Raw genomic sequence first — 17,656 nt, forward strand, 5'->3', positions numbered from 1 at the left:
CCCGGCCGACCCCAACGACCATGATCTGACAAGCGATCCACCCTCCTCCGTTCGGACGTGCAGTTGGTTGGCCCGGGGGAGGCCAGGAAGTTGATCACCGCCTAGCGTCTGACCGGTGGACAGGAATCGGCGCGACTGGCTGGTGGCGGTCATGATCCTGGCCGTGGGGGTCCTGGTCGTCACTGACCGGGCAACACCGGAGCCCGCACCGGTGCCGGCTTTCGTTGTGGCGGCGCCGGTGGCGGTCGTTCCAGCGGGGCGGGCCGAGCTGATCGTCCGGGACGGCGACCTCGTCGAGGCGAGCGGTTCGGTCGAGGATGGTGAGCTGTGCGCGCCGGGCCCGGTCGGCAGCGATACCTGCCCGTTTGGCATCCGGGTGCCGGGCGTCAGACCGACGGGCGGTGTGACGCTGCGCGGCCGGTGGCATCCGACCGTTTTGTCCGACATCCAGCGGATGCCGTACGCGCCCACGTCGGCCGGCGTGCTCGGGGACTCCGATCTGCCGGACACCCCGCCGTGCCCGGCGCCGGCCGGTGGCTGGCGCGACGGCGAGGACTGGGTCGACGACCAGGTCCGCGAGTATCTGCAGGCCCATGCCGACCAGTTCGCGGAGCCCTTCGCGACGCACGTCGGCAACGCCCGCATCCTGGTGGTCGAGGTGGTGAGCGGCGACGTGAAGCAGGCCCGGGCGGCGTTGACCGCGATCTACACCGACAACCTCTGCGTGGTCGCCGCACCCGGCGGGCACAGCATCGCCGCCGAGAACACGCTGCAGGCCACCACCGGCCAGGCGGTCGGTGCGCTGATGGACGACCCCGCTTCGGACATCTACCTGGCCACGTCGGAAGACGGCAAGATGCGGGTGCAGATGATCCAGCTGACGCAGCCGCTGTACGACAAGTTCGCCGCGATCGGCCTCGACCACCTGATCCTCGACCCGTGGATCCGCCCGGTCGGCGCGTAACGTCAGCGGTCGTTCGTGCTGTAGTGCATGTAGTCCTTGAGGGTGGTCCATCGGCCGCCCCAGTAGAAGCCCTGGTCGGTGAAGGCCCGGACCGCGCCGTCGGCGTGCATCATGCCGCGGCGGTACAGCTCGCGCCCCTGGAAGCCGGTCTCCGCCGGGGTGTCGCGGACCATCGGGTTCTGTACCGGGTTGACGTCGATCGCCAGGCCGTACGCGTGCTGTGACCAGGTGTTGCTCCCGCCGACCCGGCGGCAGCTGTATGCGGCCGAGACCGTGCCCATGTCCGAGATGTAGGGCGCGTTCAGCGACATCGGGCTCATGCCCTGTATCCGGAACCGCATCCGGTACAGCGCCTGGAACGCCCGCTGGGTCCGGGTGGCGATGCTCTCGTGCACGACGATGCTGCCCTGGTGTGCGGCGCCGTAGAAGTCGATGTAGGTGACCCAGACCTTGCGCAGCTCCGCCGGCTCGACCGGGCATTTGGCCGCGGCGTCCCAGTTGAGGGCGGCGGGCGTCACCGTCTCGACCCAGGAGCGCCAGCCGGTGAGGCGGCCGGCGGGCGGCTTGGCCAGGTTCAGCACGCCGTCGACGCTGGGCTGGTTGGGCTTGACGATGCCGTTCCAGGCACGCAGGTCGCGGCGGCGGATCCCGTGTGCCCCGGCGATGCTCTTGATCGTCTCGCCCGGCCGCACTACATGAAAAGGGGGAGCGGCGACGGCGGGCGTCGGTATATCCGCGGCGGCGGGGGACGGTGTGACGAAGGGCTGGAAGGTGGCGAGGAGCAGGGCGCTGAGGAGTGTGGCGAGCCGTTTCACACGCCCCATTACGCTATGGATCAACACCCGAGGTAGGCAAAATCCGAAAAGTCCTCACACCGCGAGCGTTCCACCGTGAGACTCCCGCCCGCGGCGCGCTACCGTTCCTGAAGCAGGTCGCTGAGGAAGAGGTGTATCGCGATGAGCGCAGAGAAGGCCGTACTCGCCGGAGGCTGTTTCTGGGGGATGCAGGACCTGATCCGTAAGCGGCCCGGGGTGATCTCCACCCGGGTCGGCTACACGGGTGGCGACGTGCCCAACGCCACCTACCGCAACCACGGCACCCACGCCGAGGCGATCGAGATCACCTTCGACCCGGCCGTGACCTCGTACCGGGACCTGCTCGAGTTCTTCTTCCAGATCCACGACCCGTCGACCGTCAACCGGCAGGGCAACGACATCGGGGCGAGCTACCGCTCGGCGATCTTCTACGCCGACGACGAGCAGAAGCGCGTCGCCGAGGACACCATCGCCGACGTGGACGCCTCGGGGCTGTGGCCGGGCAAGGTCGTCACCGAGGTCACCGCGGCGGGCCCGTTCTGGGAGGCCGAGCCGGAGCACCAGGACTACCTGGAACGCATCCCGGACGGCTACACCTGTCACTTCGCGCGCCCGGGCTGGAAGCTGCCCCGCCGCGCGGGCTGACCGCGGGCCCCGGCCGGGCGACGGCCGGCGCGCGGCGCGTGCCGGCACCGATACTCTGCATCCCGACCGGGCCGGACCGCAGAGTGGAGACCGTTGAAGGTGAGCGTCAACAAGCGCCAGATCGCGCTGGTGGCCGGCGTTGCCGTGCTGATCCTCATTGGACTGGCGGTCGGCCGGTCCGCCCGCAACGACGATGGCCCGGGCACATTGGACGGTCCCGCTACGCAGGCGTGTGACGACTTCGCCGCCGGCGTCGACGACGCCGGGACCAAGGCCGAGCGGCTCGCCCTGGCGGACAAGGTGAACGCGTCGTCGGCGCAGAGCGACAACGAGGCGATCTCGGAGCGGGCGGCGGCGATGGGCCGCAGCGCCAACGGCACCACCAAGGAGTGGGAGACCGGAGCCGACGGCTTCGCGCAGGCCTGCCGGGACGCCGGCTGGACCTGACGGCACTACAATCCACCTCCATCGATTGACATAGTTTGGAATCCAGAATTAATCTCCGCAGGTAGTTCACCTTCGGAGGGGGCATCATGCGCGGATTCCGGTGGCGGGTCGGCCTGGTCATGGGCAGCGCGGTCGCGCTCCTCGGTGGACTGTTCGTCGGCGCGGCCACCGGCGCCGCCGCGGCGGCGGGCTGCCGGGTCGCCTATGCCGTGCAGAGCCAGTGGTCGGGCGGCTTCACCGCCAACGTCACGGTGACCAACCTCGGCGATCCGATCAACGGCTGGCGGCTGGGCTGGGCGTTCCCCTCCGGGCAGACGGTCACCCAGGCCTGGAACGCGACGATCACCGCGTCCGGAGCCCAGGTGACCGCCGCCAACGTCGGCTACAACGCCGCCATCGCCACGAACGCCTCAACCTCCTTCGGATTCAACGGCGCCTGGACCGGCGGCAACGCCGCGCCGACGGCGTTCACGCTCAACGGAACGGCCTGCACCGGCAGCGTGCCCACGCCGACACCCACCACCGGCCAGCCCTCGACGCCGCCGCCGACCGGCAACGCGATGGCCGAGGTGGCGGCGATGCAGCCCGGCTGGAACCTGGGCAACTCGCTGGACGCCACCGGCGCGGACGAGACCTCGTGGGGCAACCCCCGGGTCACCGAGGCGCTGCTCGAGGGCGTCAGGGCGCAGGGCTTCAAGAGCATCCGCATCCCGGTCACCTGGGGCCAGCACCAGGGCGCGGCCCCGAACTACGCGATCGAGGCGGCCTACCTCAACCGGGTCAAGGAGGTCGTCGACTGGGCCCTCGCCGACGGCTTCTACGTGATGATCAACGTCCACCACGACTCCTGGCAGTGGATGGCGGCCATGCCGGGCGACCGCGCGACGGTGCTGGCCCGGTACAACGCGATCTGGACCCAGGTGGCCGCCGCCTTCCGCGGCTCGTCGGCGAAGCTCGTCTTCGAGAGCGTCAACGAGCCGCAGTTCACCGGCAGCTCGGGCGACGCGCAGAACGCCACCCTGCTCGGCGAGCTCAACACGTCGTTCCGCACCATCGTGCGCAACTCCGGCGGCGGCAACGCCACCCGGCTGCTGGTCCTGCCGACCCTGCACACCTCGGCCGACCAGGCCCGGCTCGACGAGCTGGCTGCGACGTTCACCGCGATGAACGACCCCAACCTGATCGCGACCGTCCACTACTACGGCTACTGGCCGTTCAGCGTGAACATCGCCGGCGGCACGCACTTCGACGCGACGGCGCAGAAGGACCTCACCGACACGTTCGACCGGGTCTACAACACGTTCCTCGCCCGGGGCATCCCCGTCATCATCGGCGAATACGGCCTGCTGGGCTTCGACCGGCACACCGGGACCATCGAGCAGGGCGAGAAGCTGAAGTTCTTCGAACTGTTCGGCTACCAGGCCCGGGCGAAGCGGGTCACCACGATGCTCTGGGACAACGGCCAGCACTTCGGCCGTACCTCGTTGCAGTGGTCCGACCCGGAGCTGATCGCAGCGATCAGGTCGAGCTGGACCACGCGCTCGGGAACGGCCTCGACGGACCAGATCTTCAACGCCAAGGCGTCGGCCATCACCAGCAAGACCATCACGCTCAACCCGAACGGCGCGACGTTCAGGGCGCTGCGCCAGGGCAGCACCGACCTGGTCCGCGGCACCGACTACACCCTGTCGGGCGACCAGCTCACGCTCACCGCGGCGGCGCTCACCCGACTGACCGGATCGAGAGCGTACGGGGTGAACGCCGTCCTCTCCGCCCGCTTCTCCACCGGCGTGCCGTGGCGCATCAACATCATCACCTACGACGTCCCCGTGCTGCAGAACGCGACCGGCACGACGAGCTCCTTCGCCGTCACGACGGCGTTCCGCGGCGACCAACTGGCCACGATGGAGGCGAACTACGCCGACGGCAGCAACGCCGGCCCGCAGAACTGGACGCCGTACAAGGAGTTCGACCGCACGTTCGCGCCGAACTACAGCGCCGGAACGATCACCCTGACCGCGGACTTCTTCGCCGAGGTGAACGACAACGCCCGGGTGACGCTCAAGTTCCACTTCTGGAGCGGCGCGGTGCTGACCTACTACGTGACCAGGTCCGGCGGCAATGTCACCGGCTCGCTGACATAGGAGTTGACACGAATCTATGTATCGACTGGTGTTGGCAACAACATCCTTCGATGTCGCAGGAGGTTCGATGTCAACCAGACGACGCTGGGCGGCCACCGCCGCCGCAGCCGTTCTCACCGCCGGGCTGCTCACCCATCCGGGAGCGGGCCTCGCGGCGCCGTCCGACCCGGTCGAGCTGGCCGATACGGCGTCCGCCCTGGTCCGCTTCCGGCTGCCCGACGAGGCGATGTTCCGGCAGCTCGTCGCCGAGGGCGCGGACGTCGCCGCGCGCCCGCGCAGCACCCCGGGCCAGGTCCTGGCCGACCTGGTGGTCACCGGGCGGGAGCTGGACGCGCTGACCGCGCGCGGCGCGGTGGCCGTACAGGTGATCCCGACCGAATCCGGACGCGCCCAGCGGGCTGCGGCGGCCGCCGAGGACACGCTGCAGTTCCTGCAGGCGTACTGGTGGACCAGCGAGGGCAGGACGTTCCTGCAGACCCAGGTGGCCACCTCGGCGTCCGACGATCCCGACGTCGAGATCACCGTGACCTGGACGACCGCCGACGGTACGACGGGCAGCTACCCGCTGTCCCGGTTCGAGGACTCGGGCGAATACCAGTACCACGTGGCGCTGCCGCAGCGGCTGCCCGCGCAGCCGACCCGGGTGAGCGCGACCTCGAGCCTCGGCGGCACCTCGCGGGTGATCACCCCGGCCGCCTGGCCGAACGCCACCCCGCCGCCGCAGCCGGCCGGATACCAGAAGGACTTCATCGACGCGTACCTGACGCCGACCGACATCAGCGCCCGGATCCGGCGCCTGGCCCGGCAGTACCCACGCCTGGTCGACGTGCTGAACCTGCCGAACAAGACGCAGGGCTACCGGCGCACGGCGGCGGCTTACCTCGGCGATCCGGCGACGGCCGCCGTCGTGGTCGAGTCGGTGAAGTTCGGCGACCAGGGGCTGAACGGCGTACAGGTGCGCACCGTCGATCCGGGGCGGCCGAACCGCCCGCTCGGCGCGGCGTACCGGGACCGGGTCCTGACCGTGACCCTCGCGACCGACGCCGGCGGCAAGGTGATCAGCTCGACCGACGACGTGGCGGCCCTGATCACGGCGCGCTACCCGCAGCGGTTCCGCGCCGTCGTCGAGGACGGCTCGGCGGGCTTGCCCATGCCGGTCGCGGGCCCGGCGCGGCTGGACGACGGCCTCGAGGGTGCCGAGGTGCCGCGGCGGCCGTGGACGGTGCAGGCGCTGCGCATCGGCGCGGTCCGCGACGGCTCCAAGATCGGGATCATGACCTATTCGCAGGAGCACGCCCGCGAGTGGGCGACGCCGCTGGTCACGATGGAGTTCGCGGAGCGGCTGCTGGCCAACTACGCGCGGGACGCCGAGACGCGCGCGCTGCTCAACGCGGTCGAGGTCTTCGTCATCCCGACGGTGAACCCGGACGGCGCCAACTACTCCTTCAACGACTTCAACTTCCAAAGAAAGAACCTGGTCAATCACTGTACGGGCGCAGCACGCGATCCCGCCCGGCGTGACTCGTGGGGCGTCGACGTGAACCGCAACTACGCGGTCGGCTCCTACTTCGACGGGTACGTCGGCGCGAGCGCCAACTGCCTGTCGGGCACCTACGCGGGCACCGCCGAGCTGTCGGAGGCGGAGAGCCGCAACGTGGTGGCGCTCGCGGAGGCGCACCCGAACATCAGGTTCTCGCTGAACGTGCACAGCTACGGTGGCTACTTCATGTGGTCGCCGGGCGCGTACAAGGCGGCGGGCCGGGTCACGCTGCCCCGGCCGTCGATCGACGAGTCGAAGTACTTCCAGGACAGCGCCCGCCGCATCGTCGGCGCGATCGCGGCCTCGCGGGGGACGGTGACGTGGCCCGCGTACACCGGGCCGGTGGCGGACGTGCTCTACTCCGCCGCTGGGAACTCGGCCGACCACCTGTACTACGACCTGGGGATCGTGGCCTGGAACTTCGAGGTGGGCAACGACCGCTGGAACGAGGCGACGCAGGAGTGGGACGGCATGGGCTTCCAGCCGCCGTTCGACGAGGCGCACGCGGAGTCGCAGGAGTACGCCGACGGACTGTTGGAGCTGGTACGCATCGCCCGTGACCGGGGCGCGGCCCTGCCCTGACGCCCGTGACACCGGTGGCCGGGCGCCCGGCCCGGCCACCGGAGTGCGCGACTCAGGGGCGCGCCTCGTACACGATGTTGAACGGCGTCTCCGCGACCCGCTGGAAGCGGGTGAAGCCCGCGTCCGTGGCGAGCCGCCGGATCGCCGCCTCGCCGGCCTGCGCGCCGAGCGCGTACCCGCCCTGCTGGGACAGCGCGTTCGGTACGCACAGGAACGTGGAGAACGAGTAGTACACCCGGCCGACCGGGTTGAGGTTGTCGGCGACCGAGTCGCCGGCGAACGGCTCGACGATCATCCAGGTGCCGTCCGGCGCCAGCGACTCGCGGACGTGCCGGGCGGCGCCCAGCGGGTCGCCCATGTCGTGCAGCGCGTCGAACGTGGTCACCACGTCGTACGGCCCGCCGCCGAACGTCTGCGCGCTGGCCGCCTCGAACGACGTCCGGTCGGCGACCCCGGCGTCCTCGGCCCGGCGCCGCGCCTCGTCGATCGACGGGCCGTGATAGTCGGAGCCGTGGAACGTCGCGCCCGGATAGGACCTCGCCATCAGCACCGTCGACGCGCCGTGCCCGCACCCGATGTCGGCGACCCGCGCCCCGCCGCGCAGCTTCTCCTCCACGCCGTCGAGCGCGGGCAGCCAGGCGGTGGTCAGGTTGGCCAGGTAGCCCGGCCGGAAGAAGCGCTCACACCCCTCGAACACCTCCGTGTCGTGCTCGTGCCAGCCGACGCCGGCGCCGGTACGGACCGCCTCGGTGATCTGTGGCAGCGCCTGCAGCGAGCCGAGCGCCAGCTGGAACGCGCCGGGCACGAACACCGGCCCGTCGGGGTCGGTGAGCGCGAAGGCCTGCTCCTCGGTCATCGAGTAGACGCCGTCGTCGTACCGCACGTACCCGCCGGCGGCCTGGCCGCGCAGCCACTCCTCGACGTAACGGGCGTCGGTGCCGGTCGCGTCGGCGAGCTCCTGCGGCGTCTGCGCCTTCTGCGCCAGGGCCCGGTACAGGCCCAGCCGCTCACCGATGACGACGCTGCCCGCGGCCATCGTGGCGCCCAGGTCGCCGACGAACGTGCCGAGGAAGGCCATCAACTTGTCCTGATCCATCTCAGTCGCTCCTTAAAGGCTTTTCGCTGGTGTGATCAGGCTGGGAGCCGGGATTGCAATCGCGTTGCAACGGCCGGGTGGAGCATGGGCGGCATGCGGGGATACGCCGAGCACGACGGGGTCCGGATCGCCTACCGGGTCCTCGGGGACAGCAACGAGCCGACCGTGGTCCTCATGCCGACCTGGCCGATCGTCGACTCGCAGCACTGGAAGGCCCAGGTGCCCTACCTGAGCCGGCTCTTCCGGGTCGTCACCTACGACCCGCCCGGCAACGGAGCGTCGGACCGGCCGCTGGACCCGGCCGCCTACGGCGACAACGCCCAGGTGGGGCAGCTGCTCGCGGTGCTGGCGGAGACCGGGACCGAGCGCGCGGTGCTGGCCGGCCTCTGCTCCGGTGCCTGGCTCGCGCTGGTCGCCGCCGCCCGGCACCCGGACCGGGTCGCCGGCGTCGCGGCGATCGGCCCGGCCGGCCCGTTCCTGGCGCCGCCCCGGCCCGAGCGCACCGTGTACGACTTCGACGCGGAGCTGGACACCGACGAGGGCTGGGCGAAGTGCAACCGCCACTACTGGCGGCGCGACTACCCGGGCTTCGCCCGGTTCTTCTTCGACACCGTGATCAACGATCCGCACTCCAGCAAACTGCGGGAGGACGCGGTCGGCTGGGCGGCGCAGACCACCCCCGAGGTGCTGATCGCCAGCATGGGCGCCGAGCTGTGCGTCGCCGACCGGGACTCCGCCGAGCGGCTGCTGCGCGCCGTACGGTGCCCGGTCCTGGTGATCCGCGGGTCCGAGGACCGCTGCCGCCCGGTCGGGCAGATGACCGGCATCGCCGAGCTGACCGGAGCCCGCGACGTGGTCCTGGAGGGTGCCGGGCACCTGCCGCACGCCCGGTGGCCGGTCGAGGTGAACCACCTGCTGCGCGACCTCATCCGCCCGCCGGCACCCGCGCCGGCGCCGCCCCGGCGCGGCCGGGCCGAGCGGGTCCTCTACCTGTCCTCGCCGATCGGGCTCGGGCACGTGGAACGCGACGTCGCCGTCGTCGAGGCGCTGCGCCGCGAGCATCCGGGCCTCGAGGTCGACTGGCTGGCCCAGCACCCGATCACCGAGGTGCTGACCCGCCGCGGCGAGCGGGTCCATCCGGCCTCGCGCTACCTCGCGTCGGAGGCCGCGCACGTCGACGCCGAGGCGGGCGTGCACGACCTGCACGCGTTCCAGGCGGTCCGGCGGATGGACGCGATCCTGGTCGCCAACTTCATGCTCTTCGCCGACCTGGTGGAGAACGAGCACTACGACCTCTGGGTCGGCGACGAGGCCTGGGAGCTCGACCACTTCCTGCACGAGAACCCGAAACTCAAGCGCGCGCCGTACGCGTGGCTCACCGACTTCGTCGGCTGGCTGCCGATGCCCGGCGGCGGCGCCGCCGAGGCCGGGCTGACCGCCGACTACAACGCCGAGATGATCGAGCACGTGGCGCGGTGGCCGCGGCTGCGCGACCGGGCGATCTTCGTGGGCAACCCGACGGACCTGGTCGAGGACCCGCTCGGCCCCGGCCTGCCGTCCGTGCGCGAGTGGACGATGTCGCACTTCGACTTCTCCGGCTACATCGGGCCGCCGCCAGCGGCCGCGCCCCGCGAGGAGCTGCTCTGCGTCGCCACCGTCGGCGGCTCCGGAACCGGCGAGGACCTGCTGCGCCGCGTGATCGCGGCCTTCCCGCTGGCCCGCCGCGCGCTGCCCGGCCTGCGGATGATCGTCGTGGCCGGGCCCCGGATCGACCGGGCGCGCCTGGGTGGGCACGAGGGACTCGAGATCCGCGGGTACGTGGATCGCCTCGACCGCCTCCTCGCGAGCTGCGACCTGGCGATCACCCACGGCGGCCTGTCGACGACGATGACGCTGACCGCGTACCGCCGTCCGTTCCTGTACGTTCCGCTGCGCAACCACTTCGAGCAGAACCGGCACGTCCGGCACCGGCTCGACGCGTACCGGGCGGGACGGTGCCTCGACTGGGCCGACACCGAACCGGAGGCGTTGGCGGCCGCGATCGTCGCCGAGATCGGCAGGCCGGTCGACTACCGGCCGGTGGAGACCGACGGCGCCGAGAGGGCGGCCCGGCTGCTGGCCGAGCTGATCTGAGCGGCCCCGCGCAGGGGAGCGATCCAGCCGGTACGCCGCCCGGCGGCGAGCAGCGGGTCGATGATCCCGGCCGCGCGGTGGTCGTCGCCGCGGGCCCGCCAGGCGCGGGCCACCGACAGGTAGACGTCGGAGCCGTACAGCCAGGGCTCGTCGATCTCGCGCAGCGCCGCGTCGGCGTCGGCGAGCACGGCGGCCGAGCCGGTCGCCTCCGCCAGCGGCGCCAGGCACCGCAGCCGGTACGCCGCCGTGAGGTGGGTCGCGCAGCCGGCCAGGCCACGCTCGAGCACCGGCACCGCGGCGGCGGTCTCGCCGGCGTCGAGCAGCGTCGTCGCGTACATCGCCTGGACCGCGGCGGCGAACCAGGCGTGCGACTCCATCCCGGCCGCCCGGCGGCCGTGCTCGATCGCGTCGCCGGTCCGCCCGGCCAGCCGCGCGATCCAGCCGAGGTGCGCGATGTACCAGGCGGTGTAGCTGGTGTAGCCGGAGCGCAGATTGATCGCGATGGCCCGCCGTACGAGGTCCTCCGCGTCCCGCCAGCGTCCCGCGGCGAGGTGGGGGAAGGACGACTCGAACACGCACCACTGCAGCAGCCGCAGGTCTCCGGCGCGGCGGACCCGCGGTTCCATCTCGTCGAGCACCGCGGCCAGCTCGGTCACGTGACCCAGGTACGCGTGCGTGGTCTTGCGGGCGTCCCAGGCGGCCAGCTGCGCCGCCTCGTCGCCGGAGGCCAGCGCCGCCTCCTGCGAGCGCCGGGCGTGCCCGAACGCCTCGCCGAACCGCAGCCGGTTGCAGTTCAGCACGGCCAGCCAGCCGAGCAGCCGCGCCTCCGCGCCCCGGTCGCCCAGCTGCTCGGCGAGGCGCAGCCCCGCCCGGATGTGGCCGACGGCGCCGTCGACCGGGCGCCCGAGACCGGTCCACGCCGGACCGCCCAGCTCGTACAGCGCGGCCATCTCCAGCCTGCGGTCGCCGGTCTCCCGGGCGACGCGGACCGCGACGCCGTGGTCGGCCAGCGCCTCGTCGAAGCGGAACGCCGTTTCGCGTACCCGGCCGCGGGCGAGCTGGCCGCGGCCGAGCAGTTCGGCGTCGCCGGTCCGGGCGGCGGCCTCGATCGCGTGGTCGTACAGCGCCTCGGCGTCGGCCATCGCGTACCGGCCGGCCGCGCGCTGCCCGGCGGCCAGCCAGGCCCGCGCGGCGCGGCGATCGTCACCCGCGGCCGCCGCGTGCCCGGCGACCGCCTCGGGGTTGCCGCCGAGCAGGTCGGCCGCGCGCTGGTGGTAGGCGATCCGGGTCGGCGCGGGCGTCGAGGAGTACAGCACCTCCTGCACCAGGTCGTTCGCGAACTCGTACGCGGGCCCGGCGACCACCGTCAGCCGGGTGCGCAGCAGGGCCTCGCAGCGCCGGGTGGTCTCCTGCACGGCCAGCCCGAGCAGCCCCGCGACGGTGGCCGGCGCGAACGACGGGCCCAGCACCGCCGCCGCGCGCAGCAGCTCCTCGGCGTGCCCGCCGGCCCGCTGCACCCGGGCGAGCACCCCGGCCCGCAGCGTCTCCGGCACCCCCGGCTCGCCGGCGGTGAGCGCGCGCAGGCTCTCCACCACGAACAGCGTGTGCCCCCGGGTACGCCGCTCGATCTGTCCGGCGTGCTCGGGATGCCCGGCCGCGGTGGCCAGGGTCAGGATCGCGGCCGTGTCCAGCGCGGCGAGCTCCACCGTCCGGGCGACCGGTCGCAGCGTGGACAGCGCCCGCCGGCCCTCGCCGTCGCGCACGGTGGCGACCACCAGCAGCCGGGCGTCCCCGACGTGGCGGGCCAGGTAGTGCAGCAGCTCAACGGTCGCGGTTCCCGCGTTCTGCAGGTCGTCGACGGTCAGCAGCAGGGTCTCCTCGCGGGCCAGGCGCCGCAGGAACGTGACGACCGCGTCGTAGGCCCGCCGCCGCTGCGCATCCGGGCTGCCGTGCTCCCGCGGTGCCGCACCCAGCAGCCCGGCGGCCTCGGGCACCAGCGCGGCCAGCGCACCCGCGCGGTCGGCGGCGGCGGCCCGGATCCGCTCGGCGGGCAGCGTGACCACCAGCCGGGTCAGCGCCTCGACGATCGGCTGCAGGAACAGCGACCGCTCGGCCTCGTAGCAGCGGGTGGTGACCACCCGCCCGGCCGGCGCCGCCCGCCGGGCGAGCTCGTCGGCGAGCCGGGTCTTGCCGATGCCGGCCTCGCCGCCGATCAGCACGACCGCGCCGCGCCCGGCGCAGGCGTCCTGCCACGACCGGGCCAGCTCCGCCAGCTCTCGGTCGCGGCCGGCCAGCCCGGTCGTCGCGCCGCCGCCCGGTGGCCGGTCCGCGTCGCCGCGCAGGATGGCGACGTGCAGCGCCCGGGTCGCCGCCGCCGGGTCGACGCCCAGCTCGTCGGCGAGGACCCGGCGCAGGCCGTCGAACGCCGCCAGCGACCGGACCGGCTCGCCGAGGGCGTCGTACGCCCGCATCAGCGACCGGCAGGCCTCCTCGTCGAACGGGTCGTCGGCCAGCGCCTCCGAGGCCGCGTCGCGGGCCAGCGCCGGCAGGCCGGTCCGCAGTCCCGCCTCGGCGATCACCCGGCGGGCCCGGCGCAGCCGCTCCGCGTGGTCGGTCCGGGCCGCGCGCACCCAGTCGGCCTCCGGCTCGTCGGCCAGCAGCATCGCGGGCCCGAGCCGGCCCGCCGCGGCCTGTGCCGCGGCGCGGGCCAGGGCGGGCTCCGGGACGAGTCGGCTCTCCGCGTCCGCCAGCAGCAGCTCGGCCTCGTGCACGTCCGTCGCGACGTCGTCGCCGAGCCGGTAGCCGGCCCGCCCGCCGACCAGCGCGCCGGGCCCGAGCGCGGCCCGGACCCGGCTGACCAGCGTGGCGACGTTCTCCGCCGGCCGCCGCGGCGGCCGGCCGGGCCACAGCACGCCCACGATGCGGTCGACCGTGACGACCCGGCCGCGGGCGGTCGCGAGCAGCGCCAGCAACTGACGTGCCTTGCGGCTGCCGATCTCGGCCGCGGACCGCGTCCGGCCGTCGCGGGTGACCACGAGTGGCCCCACGAGCTGTATCCGGATCCGGCCCATGCCGCCTTAGTACGCCCGGCCCCTGCCCTGGTCAACCCGCATGCCGCAATGCGACTGTCAGCCCCGCGCCGAGATCTGCTGCACGGCCCAGCCGTTGCCGTCCGGGTCGTCGAAGAACACGTATCCGACGTTGTCCAGGGCGGTGCCGCCGCGGGCCAGCTTGTCCGCGTCGCCGTCGAGGACGGTCACGTCGCTTACCTTGACGCCGCGCTCGACCAGCTCGGCGTGCGCCGCGACGACATCCGCGACCACCAACTGCAGGCCGCGCAGCGAGCCGGGCGCCATGTCGGGGACCACGCCCTCGCCGATGACCACCGAGCAGCCCGAGCCCGGCGGGGTGAACTGGACGAGGCGCTTGCCCTCGCCGAGGCGAACGTCGTGGTCCACGTTGAAGCCGAGCTGGTCGGCGTAGAAGGCCTTGGCGCGGTCGATGTCGCTGACCGGGACGATGACGACTTCAAGCGTCCAGTTCACGGTTGTTCTCCTTCTCGGCGATCCGGGTTCGTACCCCTGAGTCGGAGCCGGCGGCCGCACCTCGACACGCGTCACCGAAATAATTCGGTGGTGGGTGCGCCGGGCGTTGCGCAGACTGGTTCCAGACCTTGAGGGGAGCCGAACGTCATGTCGCAGCAGCACAATTCCGTGACCGCGGGTACGACGGTCGGCCATGTGCGGTGGAGCGGGTAGCGCGGCGGTAGTCGCGTTCGCGCCGCCCACCTCGAGCCGAGGTCCGGGCGGTTTTTCTATGCCAGCGAAGCAGAACGGGATCTGCGCCTGTCTTGTAAACAGGAGGAAGCCGGTTCGAGGCCGGCCGCTGGCCCTGTTCGATCCGGCGTCGCCCAATGGCAGGGCAGCGGACTGTTAATCCGTACGGTGGTGGTTCGAGTCCACCCGCCGGAGCTGTACCCGCCCGCGTAGCTCAGCTGGAAGAGCACCGGTCCTACAAACCGGGTGTCCCAGGTTCAAGTCCTGGCGCGGGCACGAATTGCGGCCGGAGGTTGTCGGATCTGCCGGGCGTCGTTCGTAGCGTAGGTGGAGTCGGACATCGGGTCCGGCCGAGCCGAGGGAGCGAACATGGCCGAGTACCTCATCTACTTCAACCAGCAGTGGGTGGGCGAGCACTCCGAGGAGTGGTTCCGTGGACGCGGGCCACTCGCCAGGGCGGTCATCGACGAGATGAAGGCCGCCGGCGTGTTCGTCTTCGCCGGAGGGCTGGAGGAAGGGGACGGCCCGGTCTTCAGCGCCGACGATACGAGCGGCACGATGTTGTTCACCGACGGGCCCTACGTCGAAAGCAAGGAGTTCCTGGGCGGACTGGCCATCGTGGAGGTGCCCGACGAGGAGGCGGCCAGATCGTGGGCCGGCAAGGTCGCGGCGGCGTGCGGCTGGCCCCAGGAGGTTCGCCGATTCAAGCCGATGTCCGCCAATTGAGCAACATCTATCTCACTTGCCGCGCGGGTGTTAGCTTCAGGCCGACAGGCGACGCGGCGGGGGTGCGGGGGTGTCGGCTCAATCCACCATAGTGGACGAATCGCTGGCGGAACCGGCTGCGGAACGTCCGCGGCTGCAGCGCCTGCGGGCGTTCACCCGGCACGAGTGGGTGACGGCCTGCGTCTCGGCGCTACTGCTCGCGGTGGCGATGATCTGGCTGCTTCCGCCGTACGCCCAATGGGTGATGACGGCCGGAAGCGTCCCGGTGAGGGTGGCCAATCCGGCCCGGACCATCATCGGCGACGGGGGCGACCCGAGCGGTCAGGCCTGGCTGGTCGCCTGGAACGGCCACGCGCTCCGCAACGGGCTCGACGGCCTGTGGAACACCAACGCGTTCTACCCCGACACCTACGGGCTCGCGTTCACCGACAGCCTGCTCGGGTACGCGCCGGCCGGCCTGCTCGGCAGCGGGCCGGCCGACGCCATCCTGCGCTACAACATCCTCTTCGTGCTGGCCTTCGCCCTCGCCTACCTGGGCGGCTACGCCCTGGTCCGGCAGCTCGGCGCCAACCGGGTCGGCGCCGCGGTCGCCGGTGCGGCGTTCGCCTTCGCGCCCTGGCGTTACGGCCACGACGGACACCTGAACATCCTGTCCACCGGCGGGATCGCGCTCGCCGTCGCGATGCTCGCCCGCGGTCACGGCTGGTCGCTGACCCACGGCTACCGGCCGGAACGGGTCCGGCCCGGCTGGGCGCTCGCGGGCTGGCTCGTCGCCGCCTGGCAGATCACCCTCGGCTTCGGGATCGGCCTGCCCTTCGTCTACCTGCTCCTGGCCGCATGCCTGGCGGCCGTCGCGGGCTGGCTGATCACCGGCCGCCCCGCGCTGGACCGGCGCCTGCTCCTGGCCGACGTCGGCGGCGGCCTCGCCTTCGCCGCCGTCACCGGCTACCTGGCCCAGGTCTACCTGCACGTCCGCGAACTCCACCCGGAGACCCCGCGATCCTGGGAGTATGTCGCGCTGTTCTCGCCGACCTGGCGCGGGCTGCTGGCCGCCCCGCGCCCGTCGCTGCCCTGGGGCGCCTGGCACGAACCGGCCCGGGCCGCGATGGGCAACGCCCCGAACGAGAAGGTCCTGCTCTGCGGCTTCGTGCTGTACGCGCTGGCCGCCGTCGGCCTGTTCGCCTCGATCTGGACCGTGCGGCAGCGGGTGCTGCTCGGCGCCGCGATAGTGGTCGGTGTCCTGCTCGCGCTGGGCACCAACGGCCCGCTGTACCGGTACGTCTTCCTGTACCTGCCCGGCTTCGACGGCGCCCGCACCCCCGGCCGGCTGATCCTCTGGCCGACCCTGCTGCTCGGTGTCCTCGCCGCGGGCCTGATCACCCACCTGAGCCGCCGCGCCGTCGCGGTCACCGGCCGCGAGCATGCCCGCGTCGCAGCCCGGGTCGTCGCCGTGCCCCTGCTGCTCGTGGTCCTGTTCGAGGGCCTGCCGAAGCTGGACCACGTGGCCCTGCCCGCGGCCCCCGCGGCGCTGGCCGCGGCGCCGGCCCCGCTGATCGTGCTGCCGTCCGACGAGGGCATCGACCTGAACATCGCGCTGTGGTCCACGGCGGGCTTTCCGACCATGGTCAACGGCGCGTCGAGCATCACCACCCCCGACCACCAGGCGATCCGCGACCTGATGGTGACGTTCCCCAGCGCACCCAGCCTGGACCGCCTGCGCGGACTGGGCATACGCAGCGTCGTGGTGATCCGCGACCGGGTGCTCGGCACCCCGTTCGAGGCGGTGCTGCGCGCCCCGCCGACCCCCGGCGTCACCCGCCGCGACATCGGCCCGGACATCCTCTACACGTTGGACTGAGGTGTGTGCCGGTCGAGATCGGCACAGGCCCGCTCGTGCGGCAGCATCGGCCGGAGTGTCACCCAGAGGATCTCGTCGCCGGATGTCCACTGCGCGGTGCCGGTCGCCTCCGGCGGCACGTCGGTGAGCGGTGTGCAGAGGCCGACGTAGGTGCGGACGCCGGGCAGGAGCCCGGTCCCGCCCGGCCACGGTCGGCTCTCCCGGCCGCCGAATCCACCGGTGACGAGCGCGGCATGCATCCCCGGCCGGTACGGGGTGGTCGCCCTACCGGCGACCAGGGCGTTCAGCGTCCGGCGGAACTTGACGATCCGGCCGCGCGGTCCCGTCTCCTCGCCCCAGGGACTCGTCACGGTCGTGGTGTAGGTCCGGCCGCCCGATCGCAGCGTCACCACCAGCAGCGAGCCGTCGGTGGCCTCGATCGGCGAGGAATGGTTCCGGTTCCGGGCGAGCCCGGCCTGGTGTGCCAGGCGGTAGACGTACCGGTACTCGTCGGGCGTGAGCGTGTGCTCGGCGGCCCGTTGCAGCGCACCGTCCTGGCCGGCCGGGACGATCACGCGGCCGCCGCCCAGGATGGTGACCTCGGGAATCTCGGCCCGCTCGGAGGGGCCGACCAGGCTGCGCCACTCCTTCACCTGCAACACGGCGTCGCCGGGATCCATCGGAGGGCCGGGCACCCGGACATGCGGCGCGTGGATCGAACCGGCGAGCACGACGAGCCCGACCAGGGCCTCGCCGGCGAGAGTCAGCAGACGCACCCCCGTCCGACGCCGGGACTGCGGCCATGGTTCCGAAGGGCATCCGCCGTCGCCACCACGCAGGTACGGTATGGGTGATCACCGCATATCTCCTAACGTACGCAAAGTGCACCTGGGCCGTGCGGAACGGGGTCCGGTCATGTTCCACATCTCAGCGCTTCGGAACCGCGGGCGA

General features: G+C 72.4%; 13 protein-coding genes and 3 tRNA genes. 11 read left to right on the plus strand and 5 right to left on the minus strand.

Annotation, left to right across the window (positions count from 1 at the left end):
- The first annotated feature begins 115 nt into the window (after window positions 1-115).
- Complete coding sequence (locus tag ACIBSW_RS26825) at window positions 116-964, plus strand: hypothetical protein (protein WP_404799463.1); 849 nt, start codon at window positions 116-118, stop codon at window positions 962-964.
- A 2-nt stretch (window positions 965-966) separates the two neighbouring features.
- On the opposite strand, the gene ACIBSW_RS26830 is transcribed toward ACIBSW_RS26825, so the two are convergent.
- Entirely contained in the window at window positions 967-1,779 is an 813-nt protein-coding gene (locus ACIBSW_RS26830; RefSeq protein ID WP_354729084.1) for a M15 family metallopeptidase, read from the minus strand.
- Window positions 1,780-1,920: 141 nt separating this feature from the next.
- Here ACIBSW_RS26830 and msrA point away from each other — a divergent pair, with 141 nt between their 5' ends.
- From msrA to ACIBSW_RS26850, 4 genes are all read left to right on the plus strand, one after another.
- Entirely contained in the window at window positions 1,921-2,424 is a 504-nt protein-coding gene (gene msrA / locus ACIBSW_RS26835) for a peptide-methionine (S)-S-oxide reductase MsrA (protein WP_354729082.1), read from the plus strand.
- Window positions 2,425-2,523: 99 nt separating this feature from the next.
- Window positions 2,524-2,871 carry a hypothetical protein gene (locus tag ACIBSW_RS26840; protein ID WP_354729080.1) on the plus strand — a complete coding sequence of 116 codons (348 nt, stop codon included), beginning with the start codon at window positions 2,524-2,526 and terminating at the stop codon, window positions 2,869-2,871.
- Window positions 2,872-2,957: 86 nt separating this feature from the next.
- Window positions 2,958-5,015, plus strand: a complete 2,058-nt coding sequence (locus ACIBSW_RS26845; protein WP_404799464.1) for a cellulase family glycosylhydrolase — start codon at window positions 2,958-2,960, stop codon at window positions 5,013-5,015.
- 67 nt (window positions 5,016-5,082) lie between these two features.
- The gene (locus ACIBSW_RS26850; RefSeq protein WP_354729078.1) at window positions 5,083-7,137 is read left to right on the plus strand and encodes a M14 family zinc carboxypeptidase; all 2,055 of its coding nucleotides are present in this window, start codon (window positions 5,083-5,085) and stop codon (window positions 7,135-7,137) included.
- Between the two features lie 52 nt (window positions 7,138-7,189).
- Here the strand turns inward: ACIBSW_RS26850 and ACIBSW_RS26855 are convergent, their stop codons facing one another.
- Entirely contained in the window at window positions 7,190-8,233 is a 1,044-nt protein-coding gene (locus tag ACIBSW_RS26855; protein WP_354729076.1) for a class I SAM-dependent methyltransferase, read from the minus strand.
- A gap of 93 nt (window positions 8,234-8,326) precedes the next feature.
- Between ACIBSW_RS26855 and ACIBSW_RS26860 the strand changes: the two genes are divergently transcribed.
- Window positions 8,327-10,366: an alpha/beta fold hydrolase gene (locus ACIBSW_RS26860; protein ID WP_354729074.1), complete on the plus strand. Its 2,040-nt coding sequence runs from the start codon at window positions 8,327-8,329 to the stop codon at window positions 10,364-10,366.
- Here the strand turns inward: ACIBSW_RS26860 and ACIBSW_RS26865 are convergent.
- Together ACIBSW_RS26865 and ACIBSW_RS26870 are read right to left on the minus strand one after the other, a co-directional pair.
- Entirely contained in the window at window positions 10,303-13,413 is a 3,111-nt protein-coding gene (locus ACIBSW_RS26865) for an AAA family ATPase (protein WP_354729072.1), read from the minus strand. The two genes, ACIBSW_RS26860 and ACIBSW_RS26865, sit on opposite strands and share 64 nt — an antisense overlap.
- A gap of 81 nt (window positions 13,414-13,494) precedes the next feature.
- On the minus strand, window positions 13,495-13,911 hold the full coding sequence (locus tag ACIBSW_RS26870) for a VOC family protein (RefSeq protein ID WP_354729070.1): 417 nt from the start codon (window positions 13,909-13,911) through the stop codon (window positions 13,495-13,497).
- Between the two features lie 273 nt (window positions 13,912-14,184).
- Here ACIBSW_RS26870 and ACIBSW_RS26875 point away from each other — a divergent pair.
- The 5 genes from ACIBSW_RS26875 to ACIBSW_RS26895 all read left to right on the plus strand — a co-directional run bounded on the left by ACIBSW_RS26875 (window position 14,185) and on the right by ACIBSW_RS26895 (window position 16,726).
- A tRNA-Thr gene (locus ACIBSW_RS26875) sits at window positions 14,185-14,257 on the plus strand.
- Between the two features lie 8 nt (window positions 14,258-14,265).
- Window positions 14,266-14,337, plus strand: a tRNA-Asn gene (locus tag ACIBSW_RS26880).
- A gap of 8 nt (window positions 14,338-14,345) precedes the next feature.
- Window positions 14,346-14,418 (plus strand) — tRNA-Val (locus ACIBSW_RS26885).
- A 93-nt stretch (window positions 14,419-14,511) separates the two neighbouring features.
- Complete coding sequence (locus tag ACIBSW_RS26890) at window positions 14,512-14,868, plus strand: YciI family protein (protein WP_354729068.1); 357 nt, start codon at window positions 14,512-14,514, stop codon at window positions 14,866-14,868.
- 91 nt (window positions 14,869-14,959) lie between these two features.
- Window positions 14,960-16,726 carry a hypothetical protein gene (locus ACIBSW_RS26895; protein WP_354729066.1) on the plus strand — a complete coding sequence of 589 codons (1,767 nt, stop codon included), beginning with the start codon at window positions 14,960-14,962 and terminating at the stop codon, window positions 16,724-16,726.
- Here the strand turns inward: ACIBSW_RS26895 and ACIBSW_RS26900 are convergent.
- Window positions 16,711-17,481 carry a hypothetical protein gene (locus tag ACIBSW_RS26900; RefSeq protein WP_354729064.1) on the minus strand — a complete coding sequence of 257 codons (771 nt, stop codon included), beginning with the start codon at window positions 17,479-17,481 and terminating at the stop codon, window positions 16,711-16,713. The genes ACIBSW_RS26895 and ACIBSW_RS26900 overlap by 16 nt on opposite strands.
- Window positions 17,482-17,656: the final 175 nt, after the last annotated feature.

The organism is Actinoplanes sp. NPDC049668 (assembly GCF_044465445.1).
Lineage (GTDB): Bacteria > Actinomycetota > Actinomycetes > Mycobacteriales > Micromonosporaceae > Actinoplanes.